General features: G+C 55.2%; 17 protein-coding genes. 7 read left to right on the top strand and 10 right to left on the bottom strand.

Annotation, left to right across the window (positions count from 1 at the left end):
• Positions 1 to 25 precede the first annotated feature (25 nt).
• Positions 26 to 580, top strand: a complete 555-nt coding sequence (locus tag K3757_RS00085; RefSeq protein ID WP_259998055.1) for an ActR/PrrA/RegA family redox response regulator transcription factor — start codon at positions 26 to 28, stop codon at positions 578 to 580.
• Here K3757_RS00085 and K3757_RS00080 read toward each other — a convergent pair.
• The gene (locus K3757_RS00080; RefSeq protein ID WP_259998052.1) at positions 577 to 1,062 is read right to left on the bottom strand and encodes a GNAT family N-acetyltransferase; all 486 of its coding nucleotides are present in this window, start codon (positions 1,060 to 1,062) and stop codon (positions 577 to 579) included. The genes K3757_RS00085 and K3757_RS00080 overlap by 4 nt on opposite strands.
• The gene (locus K3757_RS00075) at positions 1,059 to 1,655 is read right to left on the bottom strand and encodes an HD family hydrolase (protein ID WP_259998049.1); all 597 of its coding nucleotides are present in this window, start codon (positions 1,653 to 1,655) and stop codon (positions 1,059 to 1,061) included. The genes K3757_RS00080 and K3757_RS00075 overlap by 4 nt, the downstream gene beginning before the upstream one ends.
• 98 nt (positions 1,656 to 1,753) lie before the next feature.
• Here K3757_RS00075 and K3757_RS00070 point away from each other — a divergent pair, with 98 nt between their 5' ends.
• The 3 genes from K3757_RS00070 to K3757_RS00060 all read left to right on the top strand — a co-directional run bounded on the left by K3757_RS00070 (position 1,754) and on the right by K3757_RS00060 (position 4,136).
• Positions 1,754 to 2,059, top strand: coding sequence for an S-adenosyl-L-homocysteine hydrolase (locus tag K3757_RS00070; protein WP_259998045.1), 306 nt, complete (start codon positions 1,754 to 1,756; stop codon positions 2,057 to 2,059).
• A 92-nt stretch (positions 2,060 to 2,151) separates the two neighbouring features.
• Entirely contained in the window at positions 2,152 to 3,540 is a 1,389-nt protein-coding gene (gene ahcY, locus K3757_RS00065; RefSeq protein WP_259998044.1) for an adenosylhomocysteinase, read from the top strand.
• A gap of 254 nt (positions 3,541 to 3,794) precedes the next feature.
• On the top strand, positions 3,795 to 4,136 hold the full coding sequence (locus tag K3757_RS00060) for a DUF2853 family protein (RefSeq protein WP_259998042.1): 342 nt from the start codon (positions 3,795 to 3,797) through the stop codon (positions 4,134 to 4,136).
• 337 nt (positions 4,137 to 4,473) lie between these two features.
• Here the strand turns inward: K3757_RS00060 and K3757_RS00055 are convergent, their stop codons facing one another.
• From K3757_RS00055 to tsaD, 4 genes are read right to left on the bottom strand one after another with little or no spacing between them, the layout of a single operon-like run.
• Positions 4,474 to 4,893 carry an EVE domain-containing protein gene (locus tag K3757_RS00055; protein ID WP_259998040.1) on the bottom strand — a complete coding sequence of 140 codons (420 nt, stop codon included), beginning with the start codon at positions 4,891 to 4,893 and terminating at the stop codon, positions 4,474 to 4,476.
• Entirely contained in the window at positions 4,893 to 5,165 is a 273-nt protein-coding gene (locus tag K3757_RS00050; RefSeq protein ID WP_259998037.1) for a YciI family protein, read from the bottom strand. Before K3757_RS00050 ends, K3757_RS00055 begins: the two co-directional genes overlap by 1 nt.
• Before the next feature lies 1 nt (position 5,166).
• Entirely contained in the window at positions 5,167 to 6,120 is a 954-nt protein-coding gene (locus K3757_RS00045) for an NAD(P)H-dependent glycerol-3-phosphate dehydrogenase (protein ID WP_259998035.1), read from the bottom strand.
• Complete coding sequence (gene tsaD / locus K3757_RS00040; RefSeq protein WP_409202560.1) at positions 6,117 to 7,202, bottom strand: tRNA (adenosine(37)-N6)-threonylcarbamoyltransferase complex transferase subunit TsaD; 1,086 nt, start codon at positions 7,200 to 7,202, stop codon at positions 6,117 to 6,119. Before tsaD ends, K3757_RS00045 begins: the two co-directional genes overlap by 4 nt.
• 84 nt (positions 7,203 to 7,286) lie before the next feature.
• Between tsaD and K3757_RS00035 the strand changes: the two genes are divergently transcribed.
• The 3 genes from K3757_RS00035 (at position 7,287) to K3757_RS00025 (ending at position 10,797) form a co-directional block, all read left to right on the top strand.
• The gene (locus tag K3757_RS00035; protein ID WP_259998032.1) at positions 7,287 to 7,988 is read left to right on the top strand and encodes a uroporphyrinogen-III synthase; all 702 of its coding nucleotides are present in this window, start codon (positions 7,287 to 7,289) and stop codon (positions 7,986 to 7,988) included.
• A gap of 72 nt (positions 7,989 to 8,060) precedes the next feature.
• A complete protein-coding gene (locus K3757_RS00030) occupies positions 8,061 to 9,293 on the top strand; it encodes a COG4223 family protein (RefSeq protein ID WP_259997994.1) in 1,233 nt (410 codons plus the stop codon).
• A gap of 10 nt (positions 9,294 to 9,303) precedes the next feature.
• Positions 9,304 to 10,797 carry a heme biosynthesis protein HemY gene (locus K3757_RS00025; protein ID WP_259997981.1) on the top strand — a complete coding sequence of 498 codons (1,494 nt, stop codon included), beginning with the start codon at positions 9,304 to 9,306 and terminating at the stop codon, positions 10,795 to 10,797.
• 407 nt (positions 10,798 to 11,204) lie between these two features.
• Here the strand turns inward: K3757_RS00025 and gyrB are convergent, their stop codons facing one another.
• From gyrB to dnaA, 4 genes are all read right to left on the bottom strand, one after another.
• Positions 11,205 to 13,619 (bottom strand): DNA topoisomerase (ATP-hydrolyzing) subunit B, encoded by a 2,415-nt coding sequence (gyrB, locus tag K3757_RS00020; RefSeq protein ID WP_259997979.1) that lies wholly within the window; start codon positions 13,617 to 13,619, stop codon positions 11,205 to 11,207.
• 96 nt (positions 13,620 to 13,715) lie between these two features.
• Entirely contained in the window at positions 13,716 to 14,813 is a 1,098-nt protein-coding gene (recF, locus tag K3757_RS00015) for a DNA replication/repair protein RecF (RefSeq protein WP_259997977.1), read from the bottom strand.
• Positions 14,814 to 14,850: 37 nt separating this feature from the next.
• Positions 14,851 to 15,969 (bottom strand): DNA polymerase III subunit beta, encoded by a 1,119-nt coding sequence (gene dnaN, locus K3757_RS00010; RefSeq protein WP_259997975.1) that lies wholly within the window; start codon positions 15,967 to 15,969, stop codon positions 14,851 to 14,853.
• Positions 15,970 to 16,106: 137 nt separating this feature from the next.
• Positions 16,107 to 17,471, bottom strand: a complete 1,365-nt coding sequence (dnaA, locus tag K3757_RS00005; protein ID WP_259997962.1) for a chromosomal replication initiator protein DnaA — start codon at positions 17,469 to 17,471, stop codon at positions 16,107 to 16,109.

The raw sequence follows: 17,471 nt of genomic DNA, 5'->3' as shown, positions 1-17,471 counted from the left end.
ACGGTTTTGAATAGGGCACATTTACATGTCAGAAGAGCATCTGAACGACATCGGACCTGACAAGCGGCTGCTGCTGCTTGACGATGACGAACCTTTTCTGCGGCGCCTCGCAAAAGCGATGGAAAAGCGCGGTTTTGAGGTCGAAACGGCCGGGTCGGTTGCCGAGGGCCGTGCGATTGCGTCAGCAAACCCGCCAGCTTACGCCGTATGTGATTTGCGGCTTGAGGATGGCAACGGGCTAGATGTTGTCGAAATCTTGCGGGAAAAGCGCCCCGACGCCCGCGTAGTGGTGCTGACAGGTTATGGTGCGATTGCAACGGCAGTCGCTGCGGTAAAGATCGGTGCAACCGACTACCTCTCGAAACCAGCTGATGCGACAGACATCACCAATGCTTTGCTGGCGAATGGTGATGACCTGCCGCCACCGCCGGAAAATCCGATGAGTGCGGATCGTGTACGTTGGGAACATATCCAACGCGTGTATGAACTGTGTGATCGCAACGTGTCGGAAACAGCACGTCGGTTGAACATGCACCGTCGCACGCTGCAACGGATATTGGCAAAGCGCAGCCCACGCTAAATGTCGTAGCGCTTTAGCCTTTTGTCCACGGATGTGCCGTCGGCCATGATGTAGTCTTCGATAACCGCATAATCGCGAAAGCCCCGGCTTTGATAGTAGGTTAAACCACCTTCGTTATCGGCGCGGATATTTGCCCTGATCCAGACATATCCTAACTCTTTTGCGGCGTTGGCCGTTGCTGTGAATAGGGCCGATCCAATGCCAAGCCCTGTTTGCCCAACCTGCACAAAGGTGGCGATTTCGGCAGCTTCCGGCGGTAATTGTTGGCTTGGCTCAATCCATTGAAAGCCAACGACACGTTCTTCGCCATTCAACGCCACGTGCCAGGCTGCGCGGTCCGGTACAAAGTTCATCCACTCAGCCATGTCTTGCCCTGTTACGGGGCGCACCAAGGCGGTTGTTCCGCCAATCTTTATGATTTCGTTAAGCAGTTGCGCCATCGAGCGTGTGTCAAGCGGCAGGGCAGGGCGAACGTGGATCATGGAATCTGTTCCATCAATTTTGCATGGCGCGCGGTAAAGTCAGCGCGCACTTCGACGGGTGGCCGCAGCGAAATTTCCAGCCCCTCCTTCAACGCTGGATCGGGTTTGCCAAAGAACTTGTCGGCTTCTTCAATTGAAAACCCCGCGATCTGAACCGCCTCCATCCATGCGCTGACGCGGTCTGCCTTTTTGATCTGCTTCTTTACGGCTACGGGTACCTTTGCTGGCAGACCAAAGCGGATGTGCACCGCCGCCTCCAGCCGTTCATCCAGTGCGCCATAGCTGGGACCAACCGCAGCTTTCACGGGCGAAATCATATCACCGATCACATATTCCGGCGCATCGTGCAGCAGAGCAGCAAGGCGCCATTTCACCGGCGCCGCAGGAACGATCCGGCCGAAAATCGTCTCAACAAGAAGCGAGTGCTCAGCGACAGAATAGGCAAAGTCGCCTTTGGTCTGCCCATTCCACCGCGCTACAAAAGCAAGGCCGTGGGCGATGTCCTCAATCTCGATATCGACAGGGGTCGGATCCAGCAGATCAAGCCTGCGACCTGATAGCATTCGTTGCCATGCGCGGGGTTGCTGCGCCATATGTGCCTCCTCATTCCGCTAAACCGCATTTGGTTCCGAAAATAAAAACAGGAACCTACTGATAGCTTTGTGGTTCTTTCTGTAACAAGGAGAGAACAATGAAAACCGCATTGATGACAATCGCCGCATTCAGCGTGATGGCCACCGCCGCCACCGCACAAGAAGTGTGTATGAGTGCCGTAGAGATGCAATCTTCGCTGATCGACTGGTACGGGGAACGCCCTGTTGCCGGACCTACTCAAGATAATACACGCCTGTGGGTATCTGACGCCACAGGGTCCTGGACCCTCGTTCGGAACCTTTCGGACGGTAACGCATGCGTTGAAGCGCAGGGCAGAAACTGGTCCGCAGACAATGATGCCGAAGAAATGTTGACTGCTATTCAGGCACGCACAGAAGGTTGATCAACAAGCCATGCCTTCTGCGACTTCGGGCAGATTGCGAAAATACAATAGTGATGGTATGCGCGCTTAAAGATAATTCGAAGGAGCGCCTCATGGCCAATGACTATATCGTAAAAGATATCAACCTTTCTGCGTATGGCCGTAAGGAACTGGATATCGCAGAGACCGAGATGCCGGGCCTGATGGCTCTGCGCGACGAATACGGTGCCGAAAAGCCGCTTAAAGGTTCGCGCATCGTCGGATCACTTCACATGACAATTCAGACGGCAGTTCTGATTGAGACACTTGTTGCACTGGGTGCCGATGTGCGCTGGGCGTCTTGTAACATTTTCTCCACTCAGGATCACGCCGCAGCAGCCATTGCTGCCGGTGGCACGCCGGTTTTTGCGATCAAAGGGCAGTCCCTTGAAGAGCATTGGGACTACTTGGATAAGTCTTTCCAGTTTCCCGAAGGCCCGAACCTGATCCTTGACGATGGTGGCGACGCCACACTGTACATCCTGCTGGGCGCACGCGCTGAAGCGGGCGAAGACGTGATCGCAGTTCCGCAGTCCGAAGAAGAGGTCGCTATTAAAGCACAGATCAAAAAGCGCATGGAAGCAAGCCCCGGCTGGTTCACCAAAATGCGCGATCAGATCGTTGGTGTTTCTGAAGAGACCACAACAGGCGTTCACCGTCTTTATGATCTGTTCAAGCAGGGCCAACTGCCCTTCCCTGCGATCAACGTGAATGACTCTGTGACCAAGTCAAAATTTGACAACAAATACGGCTGCAAAGAGAGCCTCGTGGATGGCATTCGTCGCGCCACCGATACGATGATGGCAGGCAAAGTTGCTGTTGTTTTGGGTTATGGTGACGTTGGCAAAGGTTCTGCCGCATCGTTGGCAGGTGCTGGTGCACGCGTCAAAGTTACGGAAGTTGATCCGATTTGCGCCCTGCAAGCGGCGATGGACGGGTTCGAAGTTGTGCTGCTGGAAGATGTTGTCAGCACGGCGGACATTTTCATCACGACAACGGGCAACAAGGATGTGATCCGCATTGAGCACATGCGCGAGATGAAGGACATGGCAATCGTTGGCAACATCGGCCACTTCGACAATGAAATTCAGGTTGCTGCCCTCAAAAATCACAAGTGGACCAACATCAAAGAGCAAGTGGACATGATCGAGATGCCTTCTGGCAGCCGTCTGATCCTTCTCTCTGAAGGCCGACTTCTGAACCTTGGCAATGCGACGGGCCACCCTTCCTTCGTGATGTCTGCATCCTTTACCAATCAGGTTCTGGCGCAAATGGAACTGTGGCTTCGTGGCGACCAGTATAAGAACGAAGTCTATATCCTGCCCAAACATCTGGATGAGAAAGTTGCGCGTCTGCATCTTGACCGGATCGGCGTGAAGCTTTCCAAGCTAAACCCAGAGCAGGCGGCGTATATTGGCGTGACTCCAGAGGGTCCCTTCAAGCCAGAGCATTACCGCTACTAATCTCAGGCGGTACTACAATTGCTTTTACAAAACCGCGCGGGTCTTTCCGCGCGGTTTTTTGTTTGAGAGAAATTTGCCAAAGCTTACGTGATCCAGCCATGAACAGACCCGCATGTGGTTGGGAGGTGCATTAGGCAGCTGACGTCACGGGGGAAAAGTGCCGAAAAAAATTCCTTTCACGCTTGGGTGGTTTCGGACTAGGGTTCGGGTGCAAATCGCCATTTGGGCGGCAAATAATTAATTGGGAGACGATAATGGGCAAGCGGGACGACTGGATCGCGAAATACGCGGAAGACCTGAAAAGCAAATGCGGCATGGAACCTGACATGGATCTACTTACCAAGGTGACCATCGGCTGCGGTCCTTCGATCTATAACGCTGACGCGTCAACCGTCGCGGGCAGCCAGCCTGCCGAGCTCGAAACCGTCAAGAACAACTTCCTGATGAAAAAACTGGGTTTGCCCGATGGTCCAAACCTGATGGAAGCCATCAATTCTGTGATCGAAGTGTACGGCAAGTCCGAGCGCAACAAATATCGCGCTGTCATCTATTACATGCTGACGAAGCACTTCGGCAAAGAAGCTGTGTACAAGTAATTCAAACGATTGATTTTGTACGTGAAACGCCCGCTTGGTTAAGCGGGCGTTTCGTTTTTACAGACACTTCAACCTATTGATTTGTTGAACGAAAGCCGAATTCGACGTATCAATACCCTAACGGCCAGTACGGCCAGAACATATTTTGAATACGTGTGCCGGGGTACGGGAGCGCACGGGGTGAGAAAGGGTTCTGGCGGTTTGCTGGAACCCTTTTTTTATCAGGCGTGCCTACTGCGAACCCAGCTGCGGCGGCAATAATCACTGCCAAAAAATCGCATCTTCTTTCTCCAGAGTAATTCTGCGCCAGAAGCATGAGCTAATCATCTTTTGATATCTAAGCTTTGGTTTTGCCCATTCCGCAAATCAGGTGCCATTCTTGCTGAGTGACAGGCTGCACTGACAGGCGTGAATTGCGCACCAGCACCATTTCAGCCAGATGCTCTTCGGCCTTTATCATATCCAATGTTACGGGCTGCACGAAGGGACGGACAGCGCGGATGTCTACACATTCCCACCGTGGATCATCTGTGGTGGAGTCCGGATGGGCAGCGGCGCAAACCTCAACAATTCCGACGACTGCCTTTTCCTTTTGGGAGTGGTAGAGAAAACCGCGATCGCCCACGGCCATTTCACGCATGAAATTGCGGGCCTGATAGTTGCGGACGCCATCCCACTCTTCGCCTTCATCCCCTTTGGCCACCTGATCGGTCCAGCCCCATGTGGAGGGTTCGGATTTGAACAGCCAATAGGCCATCAGCCAATCACCTTTTTCCATTCGGTCAAGGTTACGCTTTCGAACAGGCCTGCTTTTGCATAGGGATCATTCGCGGCCCAATACTCTGCGGCAGCCATATCAGGCACATCCAGAACAATCATGGAGCCGCACATCCCGCCATCTTTGCCCACCAACGGACCAGCAAGATGCACGTGATCGGTGCTTTTTAGGTAATCAACGTGTGCGGGACGGTTTTCCATCCGCACATCCAGGGCGCCGGCTTTGTCGTGGGCCATCAGGCATACAAGCATGTCATTCTTCCTTTAAGGGTCGGGTCAGCAGGCTGTGTACAGCCTCCCTAACATCTAGCGTTTTATCCAGCAGTCCGGCAACGGCCATTGTGATAGGCATATCCAGACCTTCCTGCGTTGCGACGCGTGCCACCGCCCGCGCCGTCGCCGCGCCTTCGACCGTCGTGCTTGCGTCAAAGGTATCACCGCGCCCAAGACTGAGGCCAAGGCGGTAATTGCGCGATCCTTCAGAGGTGCAGGTCAGCGTCAGGTCGCCAAATCCGGACAGACCGGCAAGCGTATCAGGATCAGCGCCGCGAAAGGCCGCCATTCTTTGCATTTCTGCATATCCGCGTGTCATGAGGGCTGCGCGGGCGCTTTCACCCATGCCCGCGCCAATCGCGATGCCACAGGCGATTGCCACCACGTTCTTAAGCGCGCCACCTAATTCGGCGCCTATGGTGTCGGTCGTCCGGTAAAGGCGCAGCGTGCTCGTGGTCAGCTCCTGCTGGAGTTCGCGTGCGGTTGCATCATCACCTGCAGCGATGGTGAGCGCGGTCGGCAAACCTCGGGCAATATCGGAGGCAAAGCTGGGACCGGTCAGAATTGCTGCTTTTGCGCTGGGCACTTCTTCAGTGATGATTTGCACAGGTCCAGCGCCGGTGCTCAACTCAACGCCTTTGCAGCAGGCAACCAGCGTTTTTCCCGCTAATTCTTTGGCATGATCCTGAAGAAAGCCGCGCATTTTTTGCATTGGAAGCGCCAGCAACACCGTCTGGGCGCTGAGCGCCTCTGCAAAATCCTGCGTGACAGCAAGAGTATCGGGAAAGCGGCATCCAGGCAGACGTTTGGTGTTTTCGCGGGTGGTATTCATATTTCCGGCGTCCCGCGCCCAGAGTGTGACGTGCCCCTTACCTGCCAAAGATATCGCTAACGCGGTCCCGAAAGCACCGCCACCCAAGACGCAAACGCTCATGCTTTCGCTCCTTTTTTACCGCTGCCCAGCATGGCTGGCGCAGTTTTATCCAGCGGCCAGCGCGGCCGTGCTGACAGGCCCATTCCATCAGGGGCACGGGTACCCATTTGTTCTAATGCGGCATAGGCAATCATCGCAGCGTTGTCGGTGCAAAGGCCCAATGGCGGAGCCACAAACTGTGCTGCGAATTCGGATGCAACAGATTTCAACCGATCGCGAATGGCCATGTTTGCGGCCACACCGCCTGCCACGCAAATGCTGCGGTTAGTCGTTAGGGGGGCGTATAGCGCCAGGGCACGACGCGTCTTCTCTGACAGAACGTCTACAACCGCTGCCTGAAATCCGGCTGCAAGGTCAGCCTGATCCTGCATACCCAGCGTGCCATCGACGATCAGACTGTCACGTTGGCGCAGCACGGCTGTCTTGAGACCGGAAAAGGACATATCGCATCCTGCGCGGTCTAACAAAGGGCGCGGCAAACGAAACCGCTTGGGGTCACCGTCCTTTGCGCGTTGCTCAATGGATGGTCCGCCGGGTTGTGGCAAAGCAATCAGGCGCGCGACTTTGTCGAATGCTTCTCCCGGCGCATCGTCAATTGTGCCGCCTAGGCGTTGGAAATCGTCTGGCCCCGATACGATCAGGAACTGGCAATGGCCACCTGACACCAGCAGCATCAGATAGGGGAATTGGACCCCGTCGGTCAGCCGCGGCGTGAGGGCATGACCCGCCAAGTGGTTCACACCGTAAAGTGGCAGATTTCGAGCTAACGCGATGCCCTTGGCACACATTACGCCAGAAACAACACCGCCGATCAAGCCTGGCCCAGCTGTTACGGCGACCGCATCAATCTGATCTAGGCTTATTCCTGCTTCGCCCAACGCCTGCGTCACGCAAAGGTCAAGCTTTTCAGCATGGGCTCGCGCGGCGATTTCGGGAACAACGCCGCCAAAATCGGCATGCAAGGCTGTTTGGCCCATCACCACCGATGACAACACTTTGGCCGCGCCTGCCTGCCCGCGTAACACTGCGGCGGCGGTGTCGTCACAGCTGCTCTCGATGCCGAGGATGGTCATGCTGGTCATAAGAGGGTTGTTTCCGTTGCGAAGTAGACCCTGCGCAGGTAACACTCTAACGTCTGGCAAACAATCCTGAGAGCATCACGGCCCATGGTCCTGCCCACCCTTCTATTGACCCGACCGGCTGACAGCGCGAAGGCATTTGCAGCCAGCCTCAATTCTTCAGCATTATCGCGGGTGCGGCTTTTGATTGCCCCACTCATGGAAATTTCCAGCACGGGTCTTACACCTTCGATAGCAAAAACACGCGGCGTCATTTTTACATCTGCCAACGGCGTCGTTCACGCACCTAAAGGGAACGGTCGTCCCGCATTTTGCGTAGGGGTGCAAACAACGGAAAAGGCCATTGCGAAAGGTTGGGCAGCCCAACGGGTGGGGAACACAGCCCAAGAGTTGATCGCGACGTTGTTGGCTGATCCTCCCGATGGCCCGCTGCTGCACCTCTCGGGCTGCCATACCCGTGGTGATATTGCAGAGACTCTGACTGCCGCTGGCATCGCCACTGAACGTGTGATGATTTATGAACAAAAGCTGCTGGGTCTGGATGCGGCGGCGCGTTCTGCGCTTGAAGGACCTTGTATTGTCCCCGTTTTTTCGCCGCGCAGCGCGATGCAATTGGCGAAGGAAGCCCATGGCCAGCTAGAAAAAGCATGCATTGTAGCGCTGAGTGAGGCGGTCGCGGCCCCGCTTGCAGGGGAAAAGAGTCATAATTTGACCGTGTTGCCTGCCCCGCAGGCTGCTATAATGCGTCAAACGGTTGAAAACCTGTGTCTCAACCTCAGCTTACCTTGAGCAGCAAGAGGATGCTGGATAAGGTTGAAAAGCTGGCCCAAATCTTGGGCAAGAATCGAAAAGGTATGTGTTGTGGCGTCATCCAAGAAAACCGGCCCGTCGAAACGTAAATCAACGAGCAGCAGGTCGGCTGCCTCAAAGATCGAAGAAGCAGTGATTGTCGAAGGTGAAAAGCCTGCTGTTCCTGTCGAAGATACTCCGAAAGAGGCAAGCGCCAAAGAGCTGACAGCGGCGGATGAGGCCGCACCGACTGCCGAAGCGGAGAAGGTCGATACTTCTGCCGAAGAAACAACACCGCCCGAAAAGCCCAACGAGGAACCGGTTGCTGCGACGGTTGATGATAAACCAACCACCACTGCGGAAATGGTCCATCCCGTCCCTGCGATGGCGCCGGAGCCTGAAAAAGGCAGCAGTTTTCTTCCGCTGGTTCTGGGCGGTATCATCGCTGGTGGCATCGGATTTTTCGTTGCGCAAAGCGACTATTTCACGAAACCGGTGACGGACCCGACAGCAGGCTTCCGGAGCGATCTTGCGGCGCAGGAAGACCGTATTGCCGCGCTTGAAACAGCACCTGCTGACGCTCCCGTTGTTGATTTGGCCCCGATTGAAGCGCAGCTTGGCGCGATCGAAGATCGTATCACTGCACTTGAGGAACGTCCTGTCACAGCGATACCGGAAGGTGTTGATGCGCAGGCCTATGCAGCTGAACTTCAGGCGTTGCAGTCATCGGTAGAGACACAGCGCAGCGAAATTGAAGCGTTGATAAGTAACGCCAAGACTGTAGAGCAGGCGACCGCTGAAGCCGCCGCAACCGCCCGTGCGCAATCTGCCATCGCCAAGATCGTATCGGCGATAGATGCAGGCCGCCCGTTTGCTGATGAGGTTTCAGAACTTCAGTCACTTGATCTGGGTGAAATTGATCCCGCCCTTGTTTCTTCGGCTGGTGAGGGTGTTGAAACGCTTAGTGCGCTGCAGGCGGACTTCCCCAATCAGGCACGTTCGGCACTTTCGGCCGCACGCGCAAGTGGCGCGGAAGAGGGCGGTCAGCAGGGAATTGGTAGTTTCCTTAAACGGTCACTTGGTGCGCGCTCTGTCTCGCCGCGTGAAGGGAATGATCCTGACGCGGTATTGTCCCGTGCCGAAGCGGCTATAAAGTCTGGTGATCTGACAGCTACTTTGACAGAACTTGATACCCTGCCCGAACAAGCAAAGTCTGCGATTGCAGACTGGCGGGCAGCTGCCGATGCCCGTGTTTCTGCCCGTATGGCAGCTGATGCTTTGTCACAACGCCTCACGGCTGACTAAGGAAGAATTTATGCTCTGGTCCCTGATCAAAATCATCTTTTTCATCGGCGTTGTTGGCGCATTAGCTTGGGGTGCGGGTTTCCTGCTGGAAGCCGATGGCGGGCTGCAAATCCGTGCCTTGGGATATGAACTGAACCCCGGACCGCTTGAATCTGTATTGCTGCTTGTTTTGCTGGTTTTTGCATTGTGGGTCCTGCTCAAGGTGGTCTCACTGCTTATCGCAGTGTGGAAGTTCATCAACGGCGACGAGACTGCGTTGTCGCGCTACTTTGACCGGAACCGTGAGCGTAAAGGTTTCGAAGCACTGTCAGAGGGGTTGATGGCGCTGGCAAGCGGTGAAGGCCGGGTTGCCATGACGAAAGCTGAAAAGGCCGACAAATATCTCAATAAGCCAGAGCTGACCAATCTCCTTATCGCGCAAGCCGCAGAACTGGCTGGCGACACCAAGAAAGCGGAAGAGACGTATCGCAAACTTGTCGAGAATGAGCAGACGCGTTTCGTTGGTGTGCGCGGCATCATGAAGCAAAAGTTGGCCGCGGGTGACAAGGAAACGGCGCTGCAACTGGCCGAGAAAGCCTTTTCACTGAAACCAAAGCACGAAGAAACCGGTGACATCCTGCTGCGCCTTCAGGCGGAAAAGGAAGACTGGAGCGGCGCGCGCAAGACGCTGAGTGCGAAGCTGCGGAACGGTCAACTGCCACGCGATGTCCACAAACGCCGCGATGCAGTTCTGGCATTGTCCGAGGCGAAAGATATCCTTGCCGAAGAAAGCCCGATTGAAAAACGTGAAGCGGCGATTGAGGCGAACCGTCTATCTCCGGATTTGATCCCTGCGGCTGTTATGGCCGCAAAAGGTTATATCGAGCAGGGTAAGCCCCGATATGCGGCCCGCTTGCTCAAGAAAGCATGGGACGCCCGTCCGCACCCCGATCTTGCTGCGACATTTGCTGCCATCGTGCCGGATGAGACGCCCGCTGCACGGATCAAGCGTTTCACGACACTGACGAAGATCAAACCGAACCATCCGGAAACGAAAATGCTTCTGGCTGAGCTGAACATTGCGAATGAGGATTTCCCTGCTGCGCGTCGTGCGCTGGGCGATCTGGTCGAAAAAGATCCCGATGCACGTTCAGTCACACTTATGGCTGCAATTGAACGAGGCGAAGGCGCATCCGATACAGTTGTCAAAGGCTGGCTGGCCCGCGCGATCGCAGTTCCGCGTGGCCCGCAGTGGATCTGTGACAACTGTCAACATATCCACGCTGAGTGGAAGCCGATCTGCGAAAACTGCTCCAGCTTCGATACACTGGAATGGAAGCGTCCACCTGTTTCCGAAGTAGCTATGCCTGCCGGGGTTCAAATGTTGCCATTGATTGTTGGTGTACCCGAGGACAATGCGGGTGCAGACGGCGTCCCGCCGGTAGCGCAGGATGTCATGATCGAAGATGCGGAAATCATCGAAAGTGACGCAACGCCTGACCCGGAAGTTGCAAAGCAGGCTTAATAGAGCAGAGCGCTGGCGACTGCGGGTTGCAGTTGATTAGAAGCCGTCTTTCAGAATGCAAAAGGGGCCGCAATCCAGCGGCCCCTTTTTATGTGCCTGTGTGGCGCAGGATTTCCTGAAACGCTGGCCTTGGTGTTCTGACGCTATCCGGCTTGAATTTAACGCACGACCAAAAAGGTTCTCAGCTCAGCCAGATAATGCCCTACGCTGGCGTTGTTTAGATCAAACACATAATCCGCGCATCGTTTTGGGATAAGTATGGGCTGATGTGAGGCACTGCTGAGTTGGCGGAGACGGGATGCATCAGATAAGTCACTGATTTGAATAGAGGTCTAGCGCAAAGTACCCCATCCGCGACGCGCAAGGTTATACGCGCCGCGCAATTTTATGTGCTTCCCTACATGGCTTTAGAAGTCGAGGTTTTCGACATTCAATGCATTCTGCTGGATGAACTCGCGGCGCGGCTCAACCACGTCACCCATCAACTTGGTGAACAGGTCATCTGCTTCGGCCATGTCCTCTACACGCACTTGCAGCAATGTGCGTGCGTCAGGGTCCAAAGTGGTTTCCCACAGCTGATCGGGATTCATCTCTCCCAGACCTTTGTATCGCTGAAGCGATAGACCTTTTTCACCTTCGGCCAGGATCGCATTCAGCAGGTCCATAGGGCCATGGATTAGTTGGTTGCGGTCTTTGCGAACCAAAGTCGCTGGCAGATTATAGACGTCCTGCAAGTGCTCTGTGAACGTGCCGGATTTGCGGGCTTCACCGCCGCGTAGCATCTTACCGTCCAGTGTGCGCACTTCTTCAACGCCGCGCAGTATGCGCGCAAGTTTGATTCCGTGGTCTTGCGTGATCCGGCCTTGCCAGCCGCGTTCGTATTCCAACGCGATAAGGTTAAGACGTGCGGCAACTTTATCTGCCACGCCCTGAAGATCCTGATCAACCGCGCCCGGAACGAACGCACCGGCAATCGCGGCCTGTTCAAGGATGTGGCGCGGATAATGTGTCGGGAAGGCCTCCAGCACGCGGCGCATCTGGCGGGCATAGTCGACAACGCGGGCCAAATCCTGTCCGCTGATCTCTTCGCCGTTGCCTTGGCGCAGCATGGCACCATCAATGCCCTGCTGGATCAGGTATTCTTCCATCGCGGCCTGATCCTTGAGGTACACCTCGGATTTGCCGCGCGACACTTTGTAAAGCGGAGGCTGCGCGATGTAGAGGTGACCATTTTCGATCAGCTGTGGCATCTGGCGGTAGAAGAACGTGAGCAGCAGTGTCCGGATGTGGGCACCGTCCACGTCCGCATCCGTCATGATGACGATCTTGTGGTAGCGCAGCTTGTCGATGTTGAATTCATCACGGCCAATGCCCGTACCCAGTGCCATCACAAGGTTGCCGATCTCCTGGGACCCAAGCATGCGATCAAATCGCGCGCGCTCAACGTTAAGGATTTTACCTTTGAGCGGCAGGATCGCCTGTGTTTGGCGGTCACGGCCGGTCTGGGCAGAGCCACCGGCAGAGTCACCCTCCACAAGGAAGACTTCGGTTTTGGACGGGTCTTTCTCGGAACAGTCTTTAAGCTTTCCTGCGAGGAAGTTGACATCCATTGCGGTCTTACGCCGGGTCAGGTCACGCGCTTTACGTGCGGCTTCGCGTGCATGGGCCGCTTCGATAATCTTGCCGACAACGATCTTTGCGATCTGCGGGTTTTCTTCGAACCATTCAGCCAGCTTTTCGTTCACCAGACCTTCAACAGCAGGCCTTACTTCAGAGCTAACGAGCTTGTCTTTGGTCTGGGAGGAGAACTTGGGATCGGGCACTTTAACCGACAGCACGCATGTAAGGCCTTCACGTGCGTCGTCGCCAGTGAACGAGACCTTCTCTTTCTTTGCGATACCAGAGCTTTGCGCGTAGTTATTTATGGTCCGCGTCAGCGCGCCACGAAAGCCCGCCATATGCGTGCCGCCATCGCGCTGTGGGATGTTGTTGGTAAACGGCAGGACGTTTTCGTGATAGCTGTCGTTCCACCACATCGCGACTTCGACGCCGATATCGTCCTTTTCACCGGTGATAAATATTGGCTCTGGCAGGATCGACGATTTGTGACGGTCGAGGTATTTGACGAACTCTTTAACGCCGCCATCGTAATAAAGCACAGTCTCCAGTGCTTCGGTCGGACGCTCGTCGCGCAAGATGATCTTTACGCCTGAGTTCAGGAAGGCCAGTTCGCGCAAGCGCTTTTCCAGCGTCTCAAATGAGTAATCGAGGTTCGAAAATGTGTCTGTCGATGCGAGAAAGCGAACTTCGGTACCTGTGCGTTCTGTATCGCCGAGTGTTTCGAGGTGTTTGGTCGTGAAGCCACCCTCAAAGCGCGCGATGTGCTCTTTGCCCTCACGCCAAACGCGAAGCTCCAACCAGTCGCTCAACGCGTTCACAACGGAGACGCCAACGCCATGCAGACCGCCGGACACTTTGTAGGAATTGCTGTCAAACTTACCGCCAGCGTGCAGCTGGGTCATGATGACTTCGGCCGCTGAAACGCCTTCTTCCTCATGGATGCCCACAGGAATACCGCGCCCGTTATCAGAGACAGAAACCGAGCTGTCCTCGTGGATCGTGACCGCGACATGGTCCGCGTGACCAGCAAGTGCTTCGTCGATACCGTTGTCCACAACTTCGTAGACCATATGGTGCAAGCCAGAGCCGTCATCGGTATCACCGATATACATACCCGGACGCTTCCGAACGGCCTCCAAGCCTTTGAGAACCTTGATGGAATTTGCACCGTATTCTTCTGGTTGCTGGTCTGTCTCGGACATGTCGTTGATCCTGTATTTCAATTCGCTAAATATACGGTTTTCGGGCCGGATTGTCACGCGAATGACACAAGATTTTGTGGTAACCTGAGGCGAGGATCAGGCGGGCTTTGAAACCGATGAAATCCCGTCGGTTTCACTGACTAAAAGCGCCTGCGCACGGTCGCCCATTGCCTCGAAAAGTCCGTCTTCGGTGCCGGTCATCCACGCCTGTGCACCAAGGGCCACAATCTCGTCATAGAGGGCGGCGCGACGGTCACTATCCAGATGCGCTGCGACCTCGTCCAGCAGCAACAGGGGCGGCGCACCGAAATCGGCGGCAAGGGCGCGGGCATTGGCAAGGATTAGGGAGACAAGCAGGGCCTTCTGTTCTCCGGTTGAGCAATCGCGCGCGGGAATGCCCTTGGCCGCAAAAACGCCATGTAGGTCTGCACGGTGGGGTCCGATCAAAGTACGCCCTGCAGATAGGTCGCGCATCCGGTTGTTTGCCAACGCTGCACGCATCGCTTCGACATCGTTGGGCATCTCACATTCAAGCGTGAGCGCAGCCGTCGGGAAGGCGGTTTCTGCTGCGTCCTGCGCCTTTTCCAGCGCAGCGAGCGCATGAAGGCGGTTGTGATGGATTGCGACGGCTGTTTCTGCCATTCGGGCCTCTAGTGCCGCGTACCACGAAGGCTCTCGGACCATATCCTTGAGCAACCTGTTGCGTTCCCGCATGGCTTTCTCGTATCCCAGCGAGATTTCGGCGTGATCCGGTAAAAAGCTGAGCGTCATTCGGTCCAGAAATCGCCGCCGCCCTTCTGCCCCTTCGATCCACAGGCGATCCATTGAAGGGATAAGCCAAAGCACACGCGTGATACGGCCAAGGGCTGTCTGTGGGGCCGGTTTGCCATCAATCCGAACCTGCCGCGCAGCACCTTTCTCAGAGATGATCTCAATCTCACTCAGCCCCAGCGGGCCGTGCAGCAAGGCAGTAATCTTCCAGCCCAATGCCTCGGGACGGCGTGTCATGTCTTCGGCGCTTGCGCGACGCAGCCCGCGACCGGGTGAAAGCAGAGAGATCGCTTCAAGTATATTGGTCTTGCCAGCACCATTTTTGCCATGAATGGCAACAGGCCGCGTATCCACTTCGATCACGGCTCTTTTATGAGAGCGGAAATGCGAAAGTGTCAGATTGGAGAGGTAGAGACCAGCCATCTAAAAGTGCCGGAATTTATGAAAATTCCGGTGCTCGCTATACACGCATCGGCATGACAACGTAGACGGCAGAGGTGTCATTTCCCTCACGCATCAAAGTTGGATCACCCGACGAATTAAACAGGAATACTGCATTTTCGCGATCAACTTGTGATGCGATCTCAAGCAGGTATTTGGCATTAAAGCCGATCTCAAGGCGCTCGTCGCTATAGGCCACTGCCAGTTCTTCTTCGGCGGCACCACTGTCTGGCGCGTTTACCGACAGGATGAGACGATCTTCGTCCAGTTGCAGCTTCACGGCGCGTGAACGTTCGGAGCTTACGGTTGCCACACGATCGACAGCGCGCGCGAAATCAGCAGCATCGACTTCTAGCTTGCGGGTGTTTCCCTGCGGGATAACGCGCGTGTAGTCGGGGAACGTGCCATCAATAACTTTGGAGGTCAGCGTAATCTGCGGTGTGGCAAAACGCACCTTTGTCTCGGACACAGAAACGGCGATTTTCATATCATCGTCGTCAAGCAGCTTGCGCAGCTCACCTACGGTTTTACGTGGAACAATCACGCCGGGCATATCCGCAGCACCTTCTGGCATATCCGCATCAATGCGGGCCAAACGGTGACCATCGGTCGCCACACAACGCAGCATTTTGCCGCCTTCACCATCAGCGATGTGCATATACACACCATTCAGGTAATAGCGCGTCTCTTCGGTCGAGATCGCAAATTTGGACTTGTCGAACAAGCGGCGCAGCACAGCCGCGTTTGCCGAGAAATTCGAGGCATATTCAGATGACGCCATCACCGGAAAATCTTCCTTGGGCAATGTCGCCAATGAGAAGTTGGAGCGGCCAGCTTCAACTGTCAGACGGCCGGCGGCCGTGTCAGCGGTAAGGGAAACCATTGCACCATCGGGCAGCTTCCGCACAATCTCATGTAGTGTTGTCGCGGCAACGGTGGTGGCACCTGCGCGTTCTACAAGAGCGTCGGCTTTGTCGACCACCTCGATGTCCAGGTCGGTCGCGCGAAAGGAAACTTCGTTGCCCTCTGCTTCGATCAGGACGTTCGCAAGGATCGGGATCGTGTTGCGCCGCTCAACCACGGATTGCGCTTGCGAGACGGCCTTAAGCAACGCGGCGCGTTCGATGCTGAATTTCATTTGACTATCTCCACTGCACAGGGTCGGGAGGGGCAAAGTACCCGCTTCCCGCTCAATCACAAGACTTAACGAACCACAGACCTAAATCGCAGCCCCGTCAAGGGCCGCGCTGTGGCATCGCTGCATCTTTAGGCGGGTTAAGCTTCCAGCGCGCGGCGCAAAAGCTCTAGATCCTCGGCGATTTGGCCGTCGGATATTTTAAGCTCTTCAATGCGCTTCACGCCGTGCATTACAGTTGTGTGATCACGCCCGCCGAAACGGCGGCCGATCTCTGGCAACGAGCGGCTGGTCATCTGTTTGCAAAGGTACATCGCAACCTGACGTGGGCGGGCATAGCTACGCAGGCGCTTTGGCCCGATCATATCGGAAAGGCGGATGTTGTAGTGATCCGAAACCTTGCGCTGGATTTCCTCAACAGTAATTTTACGCTCTGAAGCGCGCAGTACGTCAGCAAGGCAGTCTTGCGTCAGCTCCATATCAATACGCCGACCAACAAGGGACGCGAATGCGAACAAACGTGTCAAAGCGCCCTCAAGCACGCGAACGTTGGTAGAAATACGGTGGGCAAGGAATTCCAGAATGCCGTCTTCCATTTCCAGTTCTGGATAGGAGGCGCGGTGGGTGTCGACCTTGGTTTGCAAAATTCCAAGACGCAGTTCGTAATCGGTTGGATGCAGGTCCACAACCAAACCGCATTGCAGGCGTGATTTTACGCGGTCTTCAAGGTCTTTGATATCCTGCGGGGCACGGTCAGCAGAAATGATAATTTGTTTATGCTGGTCTACAAGGGCGTTGAACGTGTGAAAGAATTCTTCTTGGGTGCTGTCTTTGCCCGCGATGAACTGGACGTCATCCACCATCAAAACGTCAACGGTGCGAAAAATCTCTTTGAAGTCCATCATTTTGCGGTCACGCAGCGCCTGTACAAAACGATACATGAACTGCTCTGCGGAAAGATAAAGGACGTTCAGTTCCGGCTTTCGTGTCTGAAGTTCTTGGGCAATCGCATGCATCAGGTGGGTTTTGCCCAAACCAACGCCGCCATACAAAAATAGCGGGTTGAAGGTGACGGGCCCCCCTTCGGCAACGCGGCGCGCCGCTGCGTGCGCGAGTTCGTTTGGTTTGCCGACAACAAAAGTATCAAATGAGAAACGCTTTTCCAGCGGTGCAGTGTACGGGGATGTTGTGCTTGCTGCTTTGGGCGTTGCTGCGCGTGGCGCAGAAATGGCATCGGTCTGGCGCGTGGCAGGTTTTGCGGTCTTGCCTGCTACTTCGAAATTCAAGCGTGACAGTGAGCTGTCGAATGCTTTCATCTCATGCAGGATGAGGTCCGCGAAATTCTGGCTAACGTAATTGCCAAAGAATGTCGTCGGGACATTCACGGTCGCTATGCCGGCCTGCAAGGATCCCAGCAGCAAAGGATCAATCCAGGTTGTGTAGTTGTTCTGCCCAACTGTTTTAAGAAGTCGTTGCTTAACGTTGCCCCATTCGTCGCGTGTCAT

This window comes from Sulfitobacter sp. S223, assembly GCF_025143825.1.
Lineage (GTDB): Bacteria > Pseudomonadota > Alphaproteobacteria > Rhodobacterales > Rhodobacteraceae > Sulfitobacter.
The sequence above is the reverse complement of the archived record's forward strand: the minus strand, read 5'-3'. Positions and strand labels throughout refer to the sequence as shown.

Coding starts and splice junctions, on each gene's coding strand:
- K3757_RS00085 (WP_259998055.1), top strand. CDS start 26: ATGTCAGAAGAGCATCTGAACGACATCGGACCTGACAAGCGGCTGCTG.
- K3757_RS00080 (WP_259998052.1), bottom strand. CDS start 1,062: ATGATCCACGTTCGCCCTGCCCTGCCGCTTGACACACGCTCGATGGCG.
- K3757_RS00075 (WP_259998049.1), bottom strand. CDS start 1,655: ATGGCGCAGCAACCCCGCGCATGGCAACGAATGCTATCAGGTCGCAGG.
- K3757_RS00070 (WP_259998045.1), top strand. CDS start 1,754: ATGAAAACCGCATTGATGACAATCGCCGCATTCAGCGTGATGGCCACC.
- ahcY (WP_259998044.1), top strand. CDS start 2,152: ATGGCCAATGACTATATCGTAAAAGATATCAACCTTTCTGCGTATGGC.
- K3757_RS00060 (WP_259998042.1), top strand. CDS start 3,795: ATGGGCAAGCGGGACGACTGGATCGCGAAATACGCGGAAGACCTGAAA.
- K3757_RS00055 (WP_259998040.1), bottom strand. CDS start 4,893: ATGGCCTATTGGCTGTTCAAATCCGAACCCTCCACATGGGGCTGGACC.
- K3757_RS00050 (WP_259998037.1), bottom strand. CDS start 5,165: ATGCTTGTATGCCTGATGGCCCACGACAAAGCCGGCGCCCTGGATGTG.
- K3757_RS00045 (WP_259998035.1), bottom strand. CDS start 6,120: ATGAGCGTTTGCGTCTTGGGTGGCGGTGCTTTCGGGACCGCGTTAGCG.
- tsaD (WP_409202560.1), bottom strand. CDS start 7,202: ATGACCAGCATGACCATCCTCGGCATCGAGAGCAGCTGTGACGACACC.
- K3757_RS00035 (WP_259998032.1), top strand. CDS start 7,287: ATGGTCCTGCCCACCCTTCTATTGACCCGACCGGCTGACAGCGCGAAG.
- K3757_RS00025 (WP_259997981.1), top strand. CDS start 9,304: ATGCTCTGGTCCCTGATCAAAATCATCTTTTTCATCGGCGTTGTTGGC.
- gyrB (WP_259997979.1), bottom strand. CDS start 13,619: ATGTCCGAGACAGACCAGCAACCAGAAGAATACGGTGCAAATTCCATC.
- recF (WP_259997977.1), bottom strand. CDS start 14,813: ATGGCTGGTCTCTACCTCTCCAATCTGACACTTTCGCATTTCCGCTCT.
- dnaN (WP_259997975.1), bottom strand. CDS start 15,969: ATGAAATTCAGCATCGAACGCGCCGCGTTGCTTAAGGCCGTCTCGCAA.
- dnaA (WP_259997962.1), bottom strand. CDS start 17,471: ATGACACGCGACGAATGGGGCAACGTTAAGCAACGACTTCTTAAAACA.